This is a genomic window from Flavobacterium ammonificans, from assembly GCF_020886115.1.
GTDB lineage: Bacteria > Bacteroidota > Bacteroidia > Flavobacteriales > Flavobacteriaceae > Flavobacterium > Flavobacterium ammonificans.
Genome location: NZ_AP025185.1, coordinates 1,547,800 through 1,568,178, shown reverse-complemented (window position 1 = coordinate 1,568,178; position 20,379 = coordinate 1,547,800). Strand labels below are relative to the sequence as shown.

Here is a 20,379-nt window from a genome sequence, read left to right as displayed (position 1 = left end):
TTCAATTGGGATTGGACATAAAGTTAAAAAATATGTTGTTATGGCATATGAAATTATTCGTTATTTTTACCAAAAAACTAAATCCATGCAACTGAATCGATTGTTATTTCTTATCGGAATCCTAGTTACGGTTTGTGCCTGCCGTTCCGATTTTGAGACGGTTACAAGCAAAGGAGATTTAGTTTTTTCTCAAGACACCATTTATTTAGATACTGTTTTCAGCACCATTGGTTCCAGTACCTTTCAACTCAAAGTGTACAACAAAAGTAACGAAGACATCTCGATTCCTTCGATTCAATTAGGCAAAGGACTGAATTCCAAATACCGAATGACGGTGGACGGCATGTCTGGGAATCAAGGAAAACTTTTTCAAAATGTGACACTTTTAGCCAAAGACAGTCTGTATATTTTCATCGAAACTACCGTCAATGCAGCAGATGCTAATTCAACCGACTTTTTATATACTGACCAAATTGAATTTGATAGCGGTGTAAACCTTCAAAAAGTAGCATTGGTAACTTTAGTCAAAGATGCTATTTTCCTTTTTCCAAAGCGCTTGCCCAACGGAAGTAAGGAAACTATACCTGTTGGAAACAAAACCGTAGAAGGTTTTTATTTAGACGATTCTCAATTGCGCTTTACCAATCAAAAAGCTTTTGTTGTTTATGGATATGCTGGCGTTCCTTCAGGAAAAACCGCTATTTTTGACGCGGGTGCTAGAGTCTATTTTCATGCCAATTCAGGATTGATTGTAGGTAATAATGCTTCGCTTCAAATTAACGGAAGTAAATCTTCAACAAGCCAACTCGAAAATGAAGTCATCTTTCAAGGCGACCGACTCCAATCCGACTATGACAATGTGCCTGGACAATGGGAAACTGTTTGGATCAATGAAGGAGCTATCAATAACAATATCAATCACCTAACAATTAAAAACGCATCCATCGGGTTGTTAATACAAAACAATAATGGAAGTAATACAAGCATCAAAAACTCACAGATTTACAATTCTACTCACTATGGAGTATTAGCCCAAAACGCAAAAATAACCGCAGAAAATTTGGTAATTAATAATGCAGGACAAGCTGCGTTAGCTTGTGTTTATGGCGGAAATTATACCTTTACCCATTGTACGTTTAATAACAATTGGAATAATCCCAATCAAATGGCAGTTACCTTGAGCAATTTCAAATTAGGTAGCGTTCCAGAAACGAATGCGCTTAGTAAAGCGACTTTCAACAATTGCATTATTTATGGTGCCTACTCTAACGAATTGGAACTGAATAAAAAAACAGGTACCGCTTTTGAATACCAATTTAATAATTGCTTGATTAAATTTGATTCGAAATCAGCAGCTGCAAATCCGTTATATCAATTTACAACAGATGCGACGCATTATAATGCCATTATCTTAAACCAGGATCCTAAATTTCAAAGTGTTACTAAAAACAAATTCAATATCGATGGAAGTTCATCGGCTGTTGCCAAAGGAAATGCTACTTATTTAATTCCGTTAGACATTAAGGGAAATACTCGAGCATTACCGCCTGATTTGGGTGCTTACCAAAACAAACCTTTTGTTAACTAATTTTTAATAAGTCTTTACTTTTGGTATTTGCCTAAACTGTTTATTTACACTAAATTTGCAGTACAATACAACAAACTCACTACAATGATTCATTTCTTTGAAAACCAAAGTAAAACTGTTTTTGCCGTTCAAACTAGCAATCCCGAAACTTCGGGAGAAATATCGGCTGAAGACATTTCAAAACTAAACTGGCTTTTTGCCAACGCGCATAAAATTGAAAAATCCGTCCTAGCGGATTTTTTTGTTGGTCCACGCGCCACAATGATTACGCCTTGGAGTACCAATGCTGTTGAGATTACCCAGAATATGGGTATTTCAGGAATCATTCGAATTGAAGAATTTCATTACGCTACGGAAGATTTTACGGATTTCGACCCGATGCTTTCGCAAAAATACACTGAATTAAACCAAGATATATTTACCATCAATGTTACGCCAGAACCTATTTTGGATATTGATGATATTGATGTTTATAACAAAACAGAAGGTTTGGCTTTAAGCCCAGAAGAAGTAGAATACTTGGATAATTTATCGACTAAATTAGGTCGTAAATTAACCGATTCTGAAATTTTCGCCTTTTCTCAAGCCAATTCAGAACACTGTCGCCATAAAATTTTCAACGGAACTTTCGTAATTGATGGGGAAGAAAAAGAAACTTCTTTATTCAAATTAATCAAGAAAACGTCTCAAGAAAATCCAAATGATATTGTTTCGGCTTACAAAGACAATGTGGCATTTATAAAAGGACCAAAAGTGACACAATTTGCACCAAAAAGTGCTGACAAACCTGATTTTTACCAAGAAAAAGAATTTGATTCGGTGCTTTCATTAAAAGCCGAAACCCATAATTTTCCAACAACTGTGGAGCCTTTCAACGGAGCTGCAACGGGTTCAGGAGGAGAAATTCGTGACCGTTTAGCGGGAGGTCAAGGTTCGTTGCCTTTAGCAGGAACTGCAGTATATATGACTTCCTACTCTCGATTGGAAAATAATAGAAATTGGGAAAATGGTGTTGCCGAGAGAAAATGGTTGTACCAAACTCCAATGGATATTTTAATTAAAGCTTCGAATGGTGCTTCTGATTTTGGAAATAAATTTGGGCAACCCCTAATTACAGGTTCGGTTTTAACTTTTGAACACCAAGAAAATGCTTCGACAGGCTCAGCAAAGGCTAGAAAATTAGGTTATGACAAAGTAATCATGCAAGCGGGTGGAATTGGCTACGGAAAATTAGATCAAGCAATAAAGCACAAACCTTCAGCAGGCGACAAAATCGTTATTTTAGGTGGTGAAAATTATAGAATTGGAATGGGTGGCGCTGCAGTTTCTTCAGCAGATACTGGTGCTTTTGGTTCAGGAATTGAATTGAATGCCATTCAACGTTCGAATCCAGAAATGCAAAAACGTGCTGCCAATGCCATTCGTGGTTTGGTAGAAAGCGACTCCAACCCTATCGTATCGATTCACGATCACGGTGCGGGTGGACACTTGAACTGTCTTTCAGAATTAGTAGAAGAAACTGGTGGATTGATTGATTTAGACAAATTACCTGTAGGCGACCCTACCCTTTCTGCTAAAGAGATTATCGGTAACGAATCGCAAGAAAGAATGGGATTGGTTATTGGTCAAAAAGACATTGATACCTTACAACGCATTGCCGACAGAGAACGTTCTCCAATGTACCAAGTGGGTGATGTTACTAACGATCATAGATTTACTTTCGAATCAAAATCGACTGGGTTGAAACCAATGGATTATGCTTTGGAAGATTTCTTCGGTAGTTCGCCAAAAACTATAATGACTGATAAAACAGTTACTTATAATTATAAAGACGTTCAATACGATGCAACTCAATTTACTTCCTATTTAAAAGAAGTATTGCAATTAGAAGCGGTAGCTTGTAAAGACTGGTTAACCAATAAAGTTGATCGTTGTGTAGGCGGAAAAGTAGCCAAACAACAATGTGCAGGTCCATTACAATTGCCTTTAAACAATTGTGGTGTAATGGCATTGGATTACAATGGAAAAGAAGGAATTGCAACCTCTATCGGTCACGCTCCTATTGCTGCCTTGATTGATCCTGTAGCAGGAAGTAGAAATGCCATTGCCGAATCCTTATCGAATATTGTTTGGGCACCAATCAAAGACGGATTGAAAGGAATTTCATTGTCGGCCAACTGGATGTGGGCCTGTAAAAATGAAGGTGAGGATGCTCGTTTGTATGCGGCTGTAGAAGGTTGTTCAGATTTTGCTATCGAATTAGGAATTAATATCCCAACAGGGAAAGACTCGCTTTCGATGAAGCAAAAATACCCTAACGACGAAGTAATCGCGCCAGGAACAGTAATTATTTCGGCAGGTGGAAATTGTAAAGATATTAGAAAAGTAGTAGAACCAGTATTTAGATTCCCTGGCGAGGGAATGACAGCTGGTTCTATTTATTATATCAATTTGTCACAAGATGAATTTAAATTAGGCGGTTCTTCTTTTGCACAGATTTTAAATACTATTGGTACTGAAACTGCAACTATTAAAGATGCCGCTTTCTTCAAAAAAGCATTCAATACCATTCAGGAATTAATTGGCGACAATCAAATTGTAGCTGGACATGATATTGGAAGTGGTGGATTAATTACTACGCTTTTAGAACTATGTTTTGCCGATATCAATTTAGGAGCACAATTGGATTTTAGTGCTTTCGCAGAAAAAGACCTAGTTAAAATTCTTTTTGCTGAAAATATCGGATTGGTGTTGCAAGCGAAATCGGATGCAGAAGTTGAAGCAAAATTAAATGCCAATCAAATTGAATTTTTCAAAATTGGTAACGTAAGCAATACTTCTACATTAGAAATCGCTAATTGGAAACTAGACATTTCTGAATACCGCGATATTTGGTTCAAAACATCGTTTTTATTAGACCAAAAACAAGCGAAAAACGGAACAGCAAAAGAGCGTTTTGACAATTATAAAAATCAAGCGTTACAATTTAGTTTTCCAACTCATTTTACAGGAAAAAAACCAGTTATTGACGCGAGTAAACCACGTCCAAAAGCAGCTATTATTCGTGAAAAAGGAAGTAATTCGGAACGCGAAATGGCGAATGCGATGTACCTAGCTGGATTTGATGTAAAAGACGTACACATGACCGATTTGATTTCGGGTCGTGAGAATTTGGAAGACATTCAATTTATCGGGGCCGTAGGTGGCTTCTCTAACTCAGATGTTTTAGGGTCGGCTAAAGGTTGGGCAGGTGCCTTTTTATACAATGAAAAAGCAAAAACAGCATTAACCAATTTTTACAAAAGAGAAGATACTTTATCTGTAGGGATTTGTAATGGATGTCAGTTGTTGATGGAATTGGAATTAATCAATCCGGAACATGAATTACATGGAAAAATGCACCATAACAACAGCCACAAACACGAAAGTATTTTTACTTCCGTGAAAGTACAAGAAAACAATTCGGTAATGTTATCTAGTTTAGCCGGAAGTACTTTAGGAGTTTGGGTATCGCATGGTGAAGGGAAATTCAATTTACCAATGGGAGAAGAAAATTACAATATAGTAGCCAAATACGGTTACGAAGGCTACCCAGCTAATCCAAATGGTTCTGATTACAATACTGCCATGTTATGTGATACCACAGGCCGTCACTTAGTAATGATGCCTCATATTGAACGTTCTACATTCCCTTGGAACTGGGCTAATTATCCAAAAGATAGAAACGACGAAGTTTCGCCTTGGGAGGAAGCCTTTGTTAATGCCAGAAAATGGATTGAAAACAAAAAATAATCTTTAAAATCAGCCTTATTTGGCTGATTTTTTTTTATTATTGTAAACCAAATTTTAATTCATGAGCCTTCCTAATAAATGTTTAAATTGTAATTTTGAAACTAATGGTAATTTCTGCAGTAATTGTGGACAAAAAACAAACATCCACAGAATAACCTTTAAGCATTTTATTTTTCATGATGTACTTCATGGATTATTTCATTTTGATAAAGGGATGCTATTTACTGCAAAAGAATCCTTAATTAGACCTGGAAAAGCTGCGATTGATTATATTGAAGGAAAAAGAATTCGTTACTATAATGTATTTTATCTAATTCTACTTCTCATAGGGCTTAATATTTTTCTATCCTCTTACTATGATAATCTTTCTGAAATTTATAATCCAAAAATTAATGAGAGAGTAAGTAATGCTTTAGGAGAAAAAATAGAGCAGTTTTTCAGTGATTATGCCAAAATAATTATTTTTTCATTTGTGCCTTTGTTTGCTATCAATGGATATGTTTTGTTTAGAAAACGTAAATTGAATTTAAGTGAACATTTTATTATTGCAGGTATTACTTTTTTAGGAATTCTATTGGTAAATACTTTTAGCTCAATAATTTCATTTTTAGATTTTACAATCTACTTTGATTTTTTAAGTGATATAATGTCTTTAGCAAGTTTTATAGTCATTTTATCCCTTCCGATTTACAGTTACTATCAAACATTCAAAGGCTTCTATAACAAAAAATACTTCACAATTCGAATGTTGATTTTTTCTTTATTATTACTGTTTGAACTTGTACTTATTGTAATCTTTATTGTTGGAATTGTCAGTAATTGGAAATTTAAATAATTAAGAATTCTAATGCTGCGCTAATTTTTTATCCATTATTCTCGCCATATAATCTTGTATATAAGCTTTACATTTTAATTCAATTAGATCCATTTCGGAATTTCTTTTAGCAATTAAATTGTATTTTAAGTCCTTATCATTTTTACCATAAAAGCCAACCACTTTATTGCCGTCAAATGTGCAGATGTAATTACCGCTCATGAACTGGTACAAATTAGAAGAATAACGAATTACAAAGGGTTGTATTTTCTTGTCTCCTACCAAACTTCTACCCCAACTTCTAAATGGCTTATTGTAACCCATCAAGTCTAAAATAGTAGGATACAAATCGATTTGCTGAGCATATTCTTTACTCTCCCCTACCAAATCAGAATTAGGTTTATATATCATCATAGCTACCGCATTCTTATTCATTTCTTTCTTGTATTCGTCGTAATAAATAGTATTACCATGATCACCTACAAAAACAAAAATTGTATTCTTAAACCATGCTTCTTTTTTAGCAGAAGCAAAAAATTGTTTCAACGCATAATCGGTGTAGCCAATACATTGATGAATATTAACATCGCCTTTGGGAAATTTCCCTTTGTATTTATCTGGAACTTGATACGGTTCGTGAGAACTAACTGAAAAAAGTGTAGCCATAAAGGGCTGTTTTTCTTTGCCAATAGTAGTATTAAAGTATTGAAAGAAGGGTTCGTCCCAAATTCCCCAAACGCCATCAAAATCTGCATCATTATTATATTCGTTTTTACCATAATAATGATCAAATCCTAAAATGTTGGCATAGCCTAAAAATCCCATCGAACCATTAGGTGCACCATGAAAAAAAGAAGTAGCGTATCCTTCACTTTTTAATGTAGAAACTAAGGACTCTGTTTTTTGTTTTGGATACGGAGATGATGTGAATGCATCTTTAAATGACGGAATCCCAGCTAAAACAGAAGACATTGCATGAATGGATTTATAACCATTGGCATACGCATTTGTATATATCATACTATGTTGGGCCAATGAATCTACAAAAGGCGTATAACCCTTGTAATTAGGAATTTTAATGTCTTTATTAAAAGAACCAAAATACTCTTTAGCATTACTTTCCAAAATAAATATAACCACATTAGGTTTTGATTTTGGATTGTTTTTGTATTGTTTTATGGGCTGAACCAATGAGTCAATTGTAATTGAATTAACAAAATTCACTTTCTTGAAATTATTACTAAACATAGTTCTAATTAATGCGAATGGGGTGTTTAGCACAACATCTGCCTGAGAAGAATTTTTAACATTACGACTGGCATCTATCATATTGATTGGACGTGTACTTTTTTTGAAATCACCACGAATACCCCCAATTATTAATGTACTAGTTAGTAAGAAACTAATAAGAGAACTTCCGAAATAAACCTTTCCTGAATGATGCTGAACTTCAGAAATTGATACTTTCTTATACAGATACACCCAAAAAAATGAAACCAATACGAACAAAACAAAAACATGCCAGTAATTCATTAAAAAATTAACCAATAATATAGTCTTATTACTTTCATTTTTTAAAGAATCTAGTGCTGCAATAGTTGAACGCCCAAAATTAAATCGATAATAAATGAAATCAATGAAGTTAGTAGCGTAGCCCAAAAGATTGGGTATGAAATACAAATAAAATAAAAACGATTGGTACTTTTTGGTGTGATTAATTCGGAGTGGAAGTATTGAAAATACAATAAAAAGCACATTTAAATATAGGATAGCAGCGGTATCAAAAGCCAATCCATAAAAACACATTGATGCGATATCACCAATTCCATCAATTTGAATTAAATTTTTATTGTAGAAGTAAAATAAAAGTCGTGCTAAAAAATAAAAAAAATAGATTAGCATAATTCTGTATGCTAATACTTTATATTCGCTATATCTTGGTAATCGTTTCATTTTAACTCTAAAAATTAAGTAAGTGCCAAAAATAATCATTTCCTATTTACCAATACAGCTAAAAATAAATTTTGATATTACATTATAAATTAATTAAATTGCATAAAAATTTTTAATATGATAACAATTACTAGGCTTTTTGATTTTCCGTATTACCAAAAAGAAAATTTTAATATTTCAGATTCTTTGGTAACCAAACAAGGTGGAGAATGGATAAAGACATCTACTGAAGAGTATATTAGTAAAGCTAACGCTATCTCGCGTGCTTTGTTGAGAATTGGAGTTCAAAAAAACGATAAAATTGCTATTATATCAACCAACAATAGAACCGAATGGAATGTAATGGATATTGGTATACTCCAAACTGGTGCCCAAACCATTCCAATCTATCCAACAATTTCTGAAGAAGATTATGAATACATTTTAAATCATTCAGAATCAATATATTGTTTTGTTTCTGATGAGGAGGTATTAAAAAAAGTCAATGCTATCAAAAAGAATGTAAGTTCTTTAAAAGAAGTTTATTCTTTTAATAGTATAGAAGGTTGTAAAAACTGGACTGAATTATTGGAATTAGGAAAAGATGAAAGCAATCAAAGTGATGTAGAAGAATGCAAAAATAAGGTTAAGCCAGGAGATTTAGCGACTATAATTTACACTTCTGGAACAACTGGAAAACCTAAAGGGGTGATGCTTTCTCATAAAAATATTGTTTCAAACGTAATCAGCAGTGCACCTAGAATTCCTTTTGAAAAAGGAAATAGTCGCGCATTAAGCTTTTTACCGGTTTGTCATATTTTTGAAAGAATGATTTTATATTTATACCAATATTATGGTGTATCTATTTATTTTGGAGAGTCTATAGAAAAAATCAGTGATAATATCAAAGAAGTACAACCTAACGTAATGTCGGCTGTTCCTAGACTTTTAGAAAAAGTGTATGACAGCATATATGCAAAAGGAACTCAATTAACTGGTATTAAAAAGAAATTATTCTTTTGGGCAATTGAACTCGGCTTACGTTATGAACCATACGGAGCAAACGGTTGGTGGTACGAATTCCAACTTAAAATAGCTCGTAAATTGATTTTCAGCAAATGGAAAGAAGGATTAGGTGGTAATCTAGATCTAATGGTTTCTGGAAGTGCAGCATTACAACCGAGATTAGCAAGAGTATTTGCTGCAGCTCAAATACCCGTTATGGAAGGTTATGGTTTAACAGAAACATCACCTGTTATTACCGTAAACGATATGAGGAATTTCGGGTTTAAAGTAGGTACAGTTGGTAAAGTAATTGAAGGAGTAAAAATTAAAATTGCTAAAGATGGCGAAATTCTTTGCAAAGGCCCGAATGTAATGATGGGATACTACAAAAACGAAGAACTTACTGCTGAAGTTATTAGTAAAAATTATTTTCATACAGGAGACATTGGTGAAATTGATGCTGAAGGATTCTTAAAAATCACAGACAGAAAAAAGGAAATGTTCAAAACTTCTGGAGGTAAATATATTGCTCCTCAGATTATTGAGAATACGATGAAACAGTCCCGATTTATTGAACAAATAATGGTTGTTGGTGAAGGTCAAAAAATGCCAGGAGCAATAATTCAACCAAGTTTTGATTTTATAAAAGAATGGGCTAAAATGCATCAAATAAGTATTGGAAACTCAAATGAAGAAATCGTTACTAATGAAAAAGTAATTGAGCGCATTCAAGAAGAAGTCGATAAATTAAATGAGAAATTTGGAAATTGGGAAAAAATCAAACGTTTTGAACTTACACCAGATGTTTGGTCGATAGATGGAGGACATTTAACTCCAACACTAAAACTTAAACGAAAAATTGTGATGGAAAAGTATTCCGATTTATTTCAAAAAATATACAATTAAAAATCTATTTTTTATTATTCAATCCCCTGTTCAAAACGACAGGGGATTTTTTTTTGAAAAAAAATAATAAATTTATTATGCACGCATAGTATTTTTATTTATATTTGAAATCGATATAGTTTAAAATGAAAGATAAAACAATTGATTACTTATTAAGAGCCACTTGGCAAGCGGTTTCTAGAATGTATAATGAAGAAGCTTCAAAATATGAAGCAACAATGGCAACAGGATTTGTATTATTAAGTATAGATAAAGATAAAGGAACACCATCAACCACTCTTGGTCCCAAAATGGGAATGGAGGCCACGAGCTTAACAAGAACTTTAAAATCAATGGAGGATAAGGGTTTGTTAATTCGGAAAAAAAATCCTGGCGATGGAAGAGGCGTTTTAATATACCTTACTAAACTTGGAAAAGAAAAAAGAGAGCTTTCTAAAAGTACTGTATTAAAATTTAATGAAGCAATAAAAGAATATGTAACTGAAGAGAAATTAAATCATTTTAAAGAGGTTACAGAAATTATTAATGAGTTAATTCAAAACAAAAGAATTTTTAATCAAACGGATACAATAAACAATGAAACGAATCATTAAAAAAGTAGCAGTAGTAGGTTCTGGAATAATGGGTTCTGGGATTGCATGTCATTTGGCTAACATTGGATTAGAAGTCCTTCTTCTAGACATTGTCCCAAATACATTAACAGAAGCTGAAGAAAAAAAGGGATTTACTTTAGAAAATAAAGTTGTTCGTAATCGAATAGTAAATGACCATTTAGCGAATGCTTTAAAATCAAAGCCCTCTCCTATTTACCATACAAAATTTGCGAACCGAATCACGACTGGAAATACTTCAGACGACATGTCTAAAATTGCCTCTTATGATTGGATTATTGAAGTGGTTGTTGAACGTTTAGATATTAAAAAACTAGTCTTTGAACAAATTGACAAGTACAGAAAACCAGGTACTTTGGTAACCTCTAACACTTCTGGAATTCCAATTCATTTTATGAGCGAAGGACGTTCTGAAGATTTTCAAGCACATTTCTGTGGAACGCACTTTTTTAATCCGGCACGTTACTTAAAATTATTCGAAATCATTCCTGGTCCAAAAACCAATCCTGAAGTATTGGATTTCTTAACTGAATATGGTTCTAAGTTTTTAGGAAAAACTTCGGTTGTTGCTAAAGATACTCCAGCTTTTATTGGAAACCGAATCGGAATTTTTGGAATCCAAAGTCTATTTCATTTAGTAAAAGAAATGGGATTGACTATTGAAGAAGTAGATAAATTAACTGGCCCTGTTATTGGACGACCAAAATCAGCAACTTTTAGAACAGTAGATGTGGTTGGATTAGATACATTAGTTCATGTAGCAAATGGTATCTATGAAAACTGTCCAAACGACGAAGCTCACCACTTATTTCAACTTCCCGATTTTATTTCCAAAATGATGGAAAACAAATGGTTAGGAAGTAAAACAGGTCAAGGTTTTTACAAAAAAGAAGGTAAAGAGATTTTATCTTTAGACTTAAATACATTAGAGTACAGAGCTTCGAAAAGAGCTTCTTTTGCTACTTTAGAATTAACCAAAACGATTGATAAACCAATCGACCGTTTCAAAGTTTTAGTTAAAGGAAAAGATAAAGCTGGTGAATTTTACAGAAAAAATTTCGCTGCCATGTTCGCCTATTGTTCCAATAGAATTCCGGAGATTTCAGATGATTTCTATAAAATTGATGACGCTATGAAAGCTGGTTTTGGATGGGAAAATGGACCATTCGAAATTTGGGATGCGATTGGCGTTGCAAAAGGAATCGAATTGATGAAGTCAGAAGGATATGAACCAGCAGCATGGGTTAACGAAATGATTGCGTCAGGAAATACAAGTTTTTATACTGTAAAAGAAGGGGCTACTTATTATTACAACATTCCATCAAAATCAGCAACAAAAGTTCCTGGACAAGATGCTTTCATTATTTTAGATAACATAAGAGAAAGTAAAAAAGTTTGGAGTAATAGTGGTGCTGTAATTCAGCATTTGGGTGACGGAATTTTGAATCTTGAATTCCAATCTAAAATGAATACCATTGGTGGTGATGTGCTACAAGCTATCAACAAAGCCATTGACTTAGCTGAAAAAGAATATAACGGTTTGGTTATTGGAAATCAAGGCGCGAATTTCTCAGTTGGTGCCAACATCGGAATGATTTTTATGATGGCAGTTGAGCAAGAATACGACGAATTGAACATGGCTATTAAAATGTTTCAAGATACTATGATGCGTGTGCGTTACTCTGCAGCTCCTGTAATTGTTGCTCCACACGGAATGACATTAGGAGGTGGATGTGAAATGACGATGCACGCCGACCGAGTAGTTGCTGCGGCAGAAACTTATATTGGTTTAGTAGAATTCGGAGTAGGTGTTATTCCTGGTGGAGGTGGTTCTAAAGAAATGGCCTTGCGTGCTTCGGATTTATTCCACAAAAATGATGTTGAATTGAATGTATTGCAAGAATATTTCTTAACCGTTGGAATGGCAAAAGTAGCAACATCTGCTTATGAAGCCTTTGATATGGGTGTTTTACAAAAAGGAAAAGATATTGTGGTAGTTAATAAAGACCGTCAAATAGCTGTTGCTAAACAAGTGGCATTACAAATGGCGGAACAAGGTTATACGCAACCAATGCAACGAAAAGACGTAAAAGTACTTGGAAAGCAAGCGTTAGGAATGTTTTTAGTAGGAACAGATCAAATGCAAGCAGGTAAATACATTTCAGAACATGATAGAAAAATTGCCAATAAATTAGCTTATGTGATGGCTGGTGGTGATTTATCAGAACCAACCTTGGTAAGCGAGCAATACTTATTGGATATTGAACGTGAGGCTTTCTTAAGTTTATGTACTGAGAGAAAAACATTGGAAAGAATCCAATTTATGTTAACTAAAGGGAAACCATTACGTAATTAATTTTCTTAATCCACACTGATTGAAATTCTATCTGTGTACCAAAAAAATAAAAGATGAAAACAGCATATATTGTAAAAGCATACAGAACCGCAGTGGGCAAGGCTCCAAAAGGCGTGTTTAGATTTAAAAGACCTGATGAATTGGCTGCAGAAACCATCCAATTTATGATGAATGAGTTGCCTGATTTTGACAAAACTCGTATTGACGACGTGATGGTAGGTAATGCCATGCCGGAAGCAGAACAAGGATTAAACGTAGGTAGATTAATTTCGTTAATGGGATTGAAAGTTACTGATGTTCCTGGTGTAACTGTAAATAGATATTGTGCCTCAGGATTAGAAACTATCGGAATGGCTACTGCCAAAATTCAAAGTGGAATGGCTGATTGTATCATTGCTGGTGGTGCCGAAAGTATGTCTTTTATTCCGATGGGAGGTTACAAACCTACTCCTGATTACGGTGTCGCTGCGGCAGGAAATGAAGATTATTATTGGGGAATGGGTTTGACCGCTGAAGCTGTTGCAAAACAATTTAATATTTCTCGTGAAGACCAAGATGAATTTGCTTTCAACTCTCACCAAAAAGCTTTGAAAGCTCAAGCTGAAGGTAAATTTGATAAACAAATAGTTCCTATTACTGTAGAACAAACATTTATAAACGAAAACGGTAAAAAAGAAACTAAAACCTATACCGTATCGAAAGATGAAGGGCCAAGAGCCGACACCAACATTTCTGCTTTAGGTAAATTAAAACCTGTTTTTTCTGCTGATGGAAGTGTAACTGCTGGAAACTCATCTCAAATGAGTGATGGTGCTGCCTTTGTTTTGGTAATGAGTGAAGAAATGGTCAAAGAATTAGGCATTACTCCAATTGCACGATTAGTGAATTATGCCTCAGCTGGTGTAGAACCAAGAATTATGGGTATTGGACCTGTAAAAGCAATCCCGAAAGCGTTGAAACAAGCAGGATTGACATTAAACGATATTGACTTAATCGAGCTAAACGAAGCTTTTGCATCTCAATCATTAGCAGTTGTTCGCGAATTAGGTTTGAACCCAGACATCGTAAATGTGAATGGTGGCGCTATTGCTTTAGGTCACCCTCTAGGTTGTACTGGAGCTAAATTATCGGTGCAATTATTTGATGAAATGAAAAATCGAGGTAGCAAATACGGTATTGTAAGTATGTGTGTTGGAACTGGTCAAGGTTCAGCTGGTATCTACGAAATTTTATAATTAAACAATATTGATTTATCAAACAACAGTAAAAAAATAAATTATGGAAGATATTACTAGAGGAGGACAATTCCTTGTAAAAGAAACTAAATGTGAAAATATATTCACACCAGAAGATTTTTCTGAGGAGCAAATCATGATGCGTGATTCGGTTAAAGAATTTGTAGACAAAGAAATTTGGCCGTTCAAAGATCGTTTTGAAAAGAAAGATTATGCTTTAACCGAAGAAACCATGCGTAAAGCAGGGGAAATGGGTTTCTTAAGTATTGCAGTTCCTGAATCGTATGGCGGAATGGGAATGGGATTTGTAGATACTTGTTTAGTTTGCGATTATATTTCGGGAGCAACGGGTTCGTTTTCAACAGCTTTTGGTGCGCATACAGGAATTGGTACTATGCCAATTACTTTATATGGAACAGAAGAACAAAAGCAAAAATACGTTCCGAAATTAGCTTCGGGCGAATGGTTTGGAGCCTATTGTTTAACTGAACCAGGAGCAGGAAGTGATGCTAATTCAGGTAAAACAAAAGCGGTTTTGTCTGAAGATGGAACACATTACAAAATCACAGGACAAAAAATGTGGATTTCTAATGCTGGTTTTTGTTCACTTTTTATCGTTTTTGCAAGAATTGAAGACGATAAAAACATTACTGGTTTCATCCTAGAAAATACAGCTGACAATGGAATTTCTTTTGGAGAAGAAGAACATAAATTAGGAATTCGTGCTTCATCAACACGTCAGGTATTCTTTAACGAAACGAAAGTGCCAGTTGAAAACATGTTATCTGAAAGAGGAAACGGGTTTAAAATTGCTATGAACGCTTTGAATGTTGGTCGTATTAAATTAGCGGCTGCATGTTTGGATGCACAACGCCGAGTAGTTTCAAATGCAGTAAACTATGCTAATGAAAGAGTTCAATTTAACACTCCAATTTCAAGTTTTGGTGCTATTCGTGCTAAATTAGCTGAAATGGCTACCTCTACTTATGCGGGAGAAAGTGCAACTTATCGAGCAGCGCAAGATATTGAAACTCGAATCAAACTTCGTGAAGCGGAAGGTATTTCACACCAAGAAGCAGAATTAAAAGGAGTTGAGGAATTTGCTATTGAATGTTCTATCTTGAAAGTAGCCGTTTCAGAAGACGTACAAAATTGTGCTGATGAAGGTATTCAAGTATATGGCGGAATGGGATTCTCTGAAGATACTCCAATGGAATCGGCTTGGAGAGATGCTCGTATTGCACGTATTTATGAAGGAACTAACGAAATCAACAGAATGCTTGCTGTGGGTATGCTAATCAAAAAAGCCATGAAAGGTCAGGTAGATTTATTAGGCCCTGCAATGAAAGTGCAAGAAGAGTTAATGGGTATTCCTTCTTTTGACACACCAGATTATTATGAATTATTTTCAGAAGAAAAAGAAATGATTGGTAAATTGAAAAAAGCATTCTTAATGGTTGCGGGTGGTGCTATTCAGAAATTTGGAACTGATTTAGAAGCACACCAACAATTATTGATGGCTGCCGCTGATATGCTAATTGAAATTTATATGGCTGAAAGTACAGTTTTAAGAACTGAAAAATTAGCTAAAAAACAAGGCGAAGCTAATGTTCAAGAACAAATAGCAATGGCTAGATTATACTTATATCAAGCTGTTGATATTGTAACTCAAAAAGGAAAAGAAGGTATTGTATCTTTTGCTGAAGGAGATGAACAACGAATGATGTTAATGGGGCTACGTCGTTTTACTAAATATACTAATATGCCAAACGTAGTAGCGCTAAGAGAAGTAATTACTTCAAAATTAGTTTTAGAAAACACTTACTGTTACTAAGCATAAAGATAGTTTTTAGTTTGAATTTAATTTGTTTTGAAAACCGCTTTTGATTTAATTCAGAGCGGTTTTTGATTTTTAAATTATTTATCTTAGATTATCATTTTATGTGTAACTTTATGCAATAAATAAAAATCATGAAAAAAATAATCTTTTCAATTGTCTTAATAATCGTTGTAATTATTGGTTGTAAAACAGTGTCGAAAAACACCAAACAATTGCGATTAAATTTTGAAGCTAAAAGCAATAGTAATGTGTCAGGAACTGCAACTTTTATTGAAAATAAAGGTAAAGTTACTTTTGAAGCTAAACTTTCAGGATTACAGCCAGGTGTTCATGCAATACATATTCATGAAAAATCAGATTGTTCAGCAGCAGATGGTAGTTCGGCAGGTGGACATTGGAATCCTACTTTTAAAAAGCATGGTAAATGGGCCGAGGGAGAATATCATAAAGGAGATATAGGTAACTTTACAGCTGATGAAAATGGAAATGGAACAATAACTTTAACTACTGATGAGTGGTGTATTGGTTGTGATGATCCAACTAAGGATGTTACAGGCAAAAGTCTGATTGTTCACAAAGACAAAGATGATTTTGTATCACAACCTACAGGAAATTCAGGAGCACGAATAGCTTGCTCAGCTATAATAAAATAGGTGCATTTGTAAATCGTATATAAAACCGTTTTGTGAATTAATACAAAACGGTTTTTTATTTTTTATTTCATCTTTGGAACAAGAAAAAAACATAGCTTTGTATTTTAATTTGCATTAATGATTAACCCTTCAGTTCCAGGATGGATTGCTAAATTTTATAGCGAACAAAAAATTTCAGAAATGGAATTGGTTTCCGATAGTAGTTCATTTTATGAATCCCTACAAACATCGGGTTTTATCTACGGTCATATCATTGCACTTCATACCAACACTCCTATTCCAATTCAAGGTTGGTTTAAAGAAGAAGTTTCAAAAGTAGCGTTATTCAACTCGCTTTTGGAAGTATATTCATTAACTAATGATACGTTAAACTGGTCTGAATTCATTGAGAAAACTGTATCATATTACAACGAAATGCATCCTGAAGGTTTTAACTTATTCAAAAAATTACTTCCGAAAAATAGTCCTTCGCTAACACTTGAAAAATTCATTGATGAAAGAGTGCAAACTAATGAGAATAGTATCATCAAAAATTTCTCTCACTTAGTCACAAATGCACTTTTATTTATTGATGTTTTAGGATTTCGTCAATTTTTAATTCACGGCAATATACCTGAAAAATATCTCAAAAGAATTGAAGAAACCATTGTGAATATTGTGACTTTGGCATTAAAGGTGAAATCAGATAAATCTCAATATGATGACTTGCTGATCAAACTTTTTGAAGCATCAATTCGCTACAGCAAATTTTCTGCTCCAACCAAATTAAATCTAGATAGTTTTCAACTAGAGTACTTTACCGATGAACTTGAAAAAAAATATTTAATTGATATTGCGGGTATGGCGATGTGGAATGACGGCGTATTAGATTCCAATGAGTTATTCTTTTTAAAGGAATTAGCTGCAAAACTCTCAATATCAGAAGAATTTGTAGATCAAAGTGTTCTCAAAACAAATCAATTCATTTCTAAGCACAAGAAAAATATCCCATACTTCAATTATTCTAATCCTGTAAAGCATTTTTACGAGCATACTACTCAAAGTGTCCTCACATTACTTGCTAGAAACAAAACTAGATTGGTAAAAGAAATTGTTCAAAGTAAAGAATTAATGATGCTTTTAGCTATTTCAACCAGAAGAGATTTAGACGAAAAGGAGAAAAAGAAGATAAAAAAACAAATTCTTGATATTTGTAAAACTATTCCATCGCTAACTATTTTTCTTTTACCAGGAGGAAGTTTACTATTGCCATTGCTGATTAAATTTATTCCAACAATGCTTCCTTCGTCATTTAATGAAAATTTAGAGGACTAGTAATTATTAATCCAAGAAAAAACACTTTCATTAATTCTTAATTTTTCTGCTTGTAAATAAGTTAGATAAGCTTGTGCTACAGGGCTCATTTTTTTATCCTTTAACCATATTAATTTCCAATTGGAAATCATAGGTAAATCTTCAAACTGAATTATTTTTATGTCGCCTCTTTCTAGCTCATTCTTCAACCCAATCAAAGGCATAATGGAAACTCCTAAACCGGATATTACTGCTTGTTTTACAGCTTCATTTGATGTGAGTTGGAGTTTGCTTTTTACAACTAACCCTTTATTTTTTATGTATTCTTCCATATACAATCTAGTAGCCGAACCCTCTTCTCTGAAAATTAATGGAATATCTTGAAGAAGAGTTTTCATCTTAAACTCATCACTATATCGTATTTGTTTTCCCCCAACAAGAAATAATTTATTTTCCATTAAGGATTCAAATTCTAAATTGATATCATCTGGAATGCTAGACACTAATGCAAAATCGATTTCATTATTCTTGAGAGCTGTAATTACTTTTGTTTTATTTGTTACATCCATTTCTAATTCAATCCCTTTATTGGCATTCATAAAATCAGATAAATAAAAAGGCATTACGTACTTACCGGTAGAAACAACTGAAATTTTTAAAACACCAGACATAATCCCTTTATATGCCAGTGACTTATAATTAATTTTATTAACCTCATTTACGATTTGCTCAACAGCAATTGCAATTTCTTTTCCAAAATCAGTTATATAAAGCTGTCTACCAATAACTTCTGTTAAAGGTATCTCAAATTGATCTTGTAAATTTTTTAATTGAATGGACACCGCCGGTTGAGAAAGATTTAACTCCTCTGCAGCCTTAGTAATACTTCTAGTTTTTGAAACTTTCAAAAAAACTTTTAATTGATGTAGAGTATAATTCATAAGATTAATTTATAAGTTTTATAACAAATATAAATAAAAATATATACATAAAAAAAAGGAAATTTGTCAAAAATAGGAATTGATGAAAAATATTGTTTCAAAAATTAAAAAAATTATTTTAAACTATTTGATAACAAACTCACAATTTACCTATTTATTAATCCTTTTCGTTTTAATAATTGGGTTAATTACAAACATTCTGTTTGAATTTTCTTTATGGTCAATTAGTATTCTTGGAACATCCTTGCTTATTGCAACCTACTTATTAAAAATCTTAAAAATTAAACTTTAACTAATGGAAAATGAATTTGAATTTGAATTAGTAAATGGAAATTTCAATCCTGAAGAAGCCAAAACAGTAATTAATTCATTGATAAATAGTAAAATTAACTTTCACAATTTAGAAGATTTTAGTAATAGTATTCGATTCAATTCTGATAGTTCACATTCTAAAATTAGAATTGAACAATTGAATGAAATTAAGACCAAAATAAATCAATTATTGACTGAAGCGAATTCAAAAAGCTTAAGTGTTGAACTCAATTGTCATTTCGAAGTAAAATTTAAATAAGAATGTTTCAAGGTCGTAAACTACTTATTGCAACAAAACATAAAAAAGAGAAAGTAATTTCTCCTATAATTGAAAGTGAGTTAGGAGTAATTAGTGAAATCAACACACTTTTCGATACCGATAGTTTGGGGACTTTTAGTGGAGAAATCGATAGAAAGGATGACGTAATCACTACTCTCAAAAAAAAATGTTTACAAGCTATGGATCTTCATAATGTTGATCTAGCTATAGCAAGTGAAGGCTCTTTTGGAGCTCATCCATCAGTATTTTTTTTACCTGGCAATGAGGAGTTTTTAATATTAATTGATTTTAAAAACAATTTAGAAATTACAGCTAGTGAATTAGTAACAGATACTAATTTCAATGCTCAATTTGTTTCAGAAAAAGACGAATTACTAGAATTTGCCAAACGGGTTCATTTTCCATCGCATGGATTAATTTTAAAATCTGATAAGGAAAAATGGGAAAAAATATATAAAGGAATTACAAACGAGGATGAACTTATTGAAACATTTGAAAATCTAAAACAAGAATTTGGTAAGGCTTATGTTGAAACTGATATGAGGGCCAATTACAATCCAACTAGAATGAATGTAATTGAAAAAACTACTCGAAAACTGGTTGATAAAATTAAGAATAAATGTCCTCAATGCGCTTGTCCGGGATTTGATGTTACTAGTGTAAAAAGAGGATTAGCTTGTAGCCAATGTAATTCTGCAACTCAATCCATACTTAGTCTATTGTATTGCTGCAAAAAATGCAACTACTCATTAGAAAAAATGTACCCAAATAATAAAAAATCAGAAGATCCAATGTATTGTGACTATTGCAATCCTTAACTA

Annotated in this window: 14 protein-coding genes; 12 read left to right on the top strand and 2 right to left on the bottom strand. The window is 33.3% G+C overall.

Going from position 1 to position 20,379, the window contains the following annotated elements:
- The first annotated feature begins 40 nt into the window (after positions 1–40).
- From LPC20_RS06920 to LPC20_RS06910, 3 genes are all read left to right on the top strand, one after another.
- Positions 41–1,588 (top strand): right-handed parallel beta-helix repeat-containing protein, encoded by a 1,548-nt coding sequence (locus LPC20_RS06920; RefSeq protein ID WP_229323838.1) that lies wholly within the window; start codon positions 41–43, stop codon positions 1,586–1,588.
- An 84-nt stretch (positions 1,589–1,672) separates the two neighbouring features.
- The gene (gene purL, locus LPC20_RS06915) at positions 1,673–5,380 is read left to right on the top strand and encodes a phosphoribosylformylglycinamidine synthase (protein ID WP_229323837.1); all 3,708 of its coding nucleotides are present in this window, start codon (positions 1,673–1,675) and stop codon (positions 5,378–5,380) included.
- Between the two features lie 61 nt (positions 5,381–5,441).
- Positions 5,442–6,215 (top strand): DUF3667 domain-containing protein, encoded by a 774-nt coding sequence (locus LPC20_RS06910; RefSeq protein WP_229323835.1) that lies wholly within the window; start codon positions 5,442–5,444, stop codon positions 6,213–6,215.
- 9 nt (positions 6,216–6,224) lie between these two features.
- Here the strand turns inward: LPC20_RS06910 and LPC20_RS06905 are convergent, their stop codons facing one another.
- Positions 6,225–8,147: an LTA synthase family protein gene (locus LPC20_RS06905; RefSeq protein WP_229323833.1), complete on the bottom strand. Its 1,923-nt coding sequence runs from the start codon at positions 8,145–8,147 to the stop codon at positions 6,225–6,227.
- A 117-nt stretch (positions 8,148–8,264) separates the two neighbouring features.
- On the opposite strand from LPC20_RS06905, the gene LPC20_RS06900 reads away from it, so the two are divergent.
- From LPC20_RS06900 to LPC20_RS06870, 7 genes are all read left to right on the top strand, one after another.
- Positions 8,265–10,037 (top strand): AMP-dependent synthetase/ligase, encoded by a 1,773-nt coding sequence (locus LPC20_RS06900; RefSeq protein ID WP_229323831.1) that lies wholly within the window; start codon positions 8,265–8,267, stop codon positions 10,035–10,037.
- Between the two features lie 125 nt (positions 10,038–10,162).
- A complete protein-coding gene (locus LPC20_RS06895) occupies positions 10,163–10,630 on the top strand; it encodes a MarR family winged helix-turn-helix transcriptional regulator (RefSeq protein ID WP_229323829.1) in 468 nt (155 codons plus the stop codon).
- The gene (locus LPC20_RS06890) at positions 10,614–13,004 is read left to right on the top strand and encodes a 3-hydroxyacyl-CoA dehydrogenase/enoyl-CoA hydratase family protein (RefSeq protein WP_229323827.1); all 2,391 of its coding nucleotides are present in this window, start codon (positions 10,614–10,616) and stop codon (positions 13,002–13,004) included. Before LPC20_RS06895 ends, LPC20_RS06890 begins: the two co-directional genes overlap by 17 nt.
- Positions 13,005–13,057: 53 nt before the next feature.
- Entirely contained in the window at positions 13,058–14,239 is a 1,182-nt protein-coding gene (locus LPC20_RS06885) for an acetyl-CoA C-acyltransferase (protein WP_229323824.1), read from the top strand.
- A gap of 43 nt (positions 14,240–14,282) precedes the next feature.
- Positions 14,283–16,073 carry an acyl-CoA dehydrogenase family protein gene (locus LPC20_RS06880; protein WP_229323822.1) on the top strand — a complete coding sequence of 597 codons (1,791 nt, stop codon included), beginning with the start codon at positions 14,283–14,285 and terminating at the stop codon, positions 16,071–16,073.
- Positions 16,074–16,210: 137 nt separating this feature from the next.
- A complete protein-coding gene (locus LPC20_RS06875; protein ID WP_229323820.1) occupies positions 16,211–16,732 on the top strand; it encodes a superoxide dismutase family protein in 522 nt (173 codons plus the stop codon).
- Between the two features lie 117 nt (positions 16,733–16,849).
- Complete coding sequence (locus LPC20_RS06870) at positions 16,850–18,046, top strand: LETM1-related biofilm-associated protein (protein WP_229323818.1); 1,197 nt, start codon at positions 16,850–16,852, stop codon at positions 18,044–18,046.
- Here the strand turns inward: LPC20_RS06870 and LPC20_RS06865 are convergent.
- The gene (locus tag LPC20_RS06865; protein ID WP_229323816.1) at positions 18,043–18,966 is read right to left on the bottom strand and encodes a LysR family transcriptional regulator; all 924 of its coding nucleotides are present in this window, start codon (positions 18,964–18,966) and stop codon (positions 18,043–18,045) included. The genes LPC20_RS06870 and LPC20_RS06865 overlap by 4 nt on opposite strands.
- Positions 18,967–19,261: 295 nt before the next feature.
- Between LPC20_RS06865 and LPC20_RS06860 the strand changes: the two genes are divergently transcribed.
- Together LPC20_RS06860 and LPC20_RS06855 are read left to right on the top strand one after the other, a co-directional pair.
- Complete coding sequence (locus LPC20_RS06860; protein ID WP_229323813.1) at positions 19,262–19,537, top strand: hypothetical protein; 276 nt, start codon at positions 19,262–19,264, stop codon at positions 19,535–19,537.
- Between the two features lie 2 nt (positions 19,538–19,539).
- Entirely contained in the window at positions 19,540–20,376 is an 837-nt protein-coding gene (locus LPC20_RS06855) for a DUF6671 family protein (protein WP_229323811.1), read from the top strand.
- Positions 20,377–20,379 lie beyond the last annotated feature (3 nt).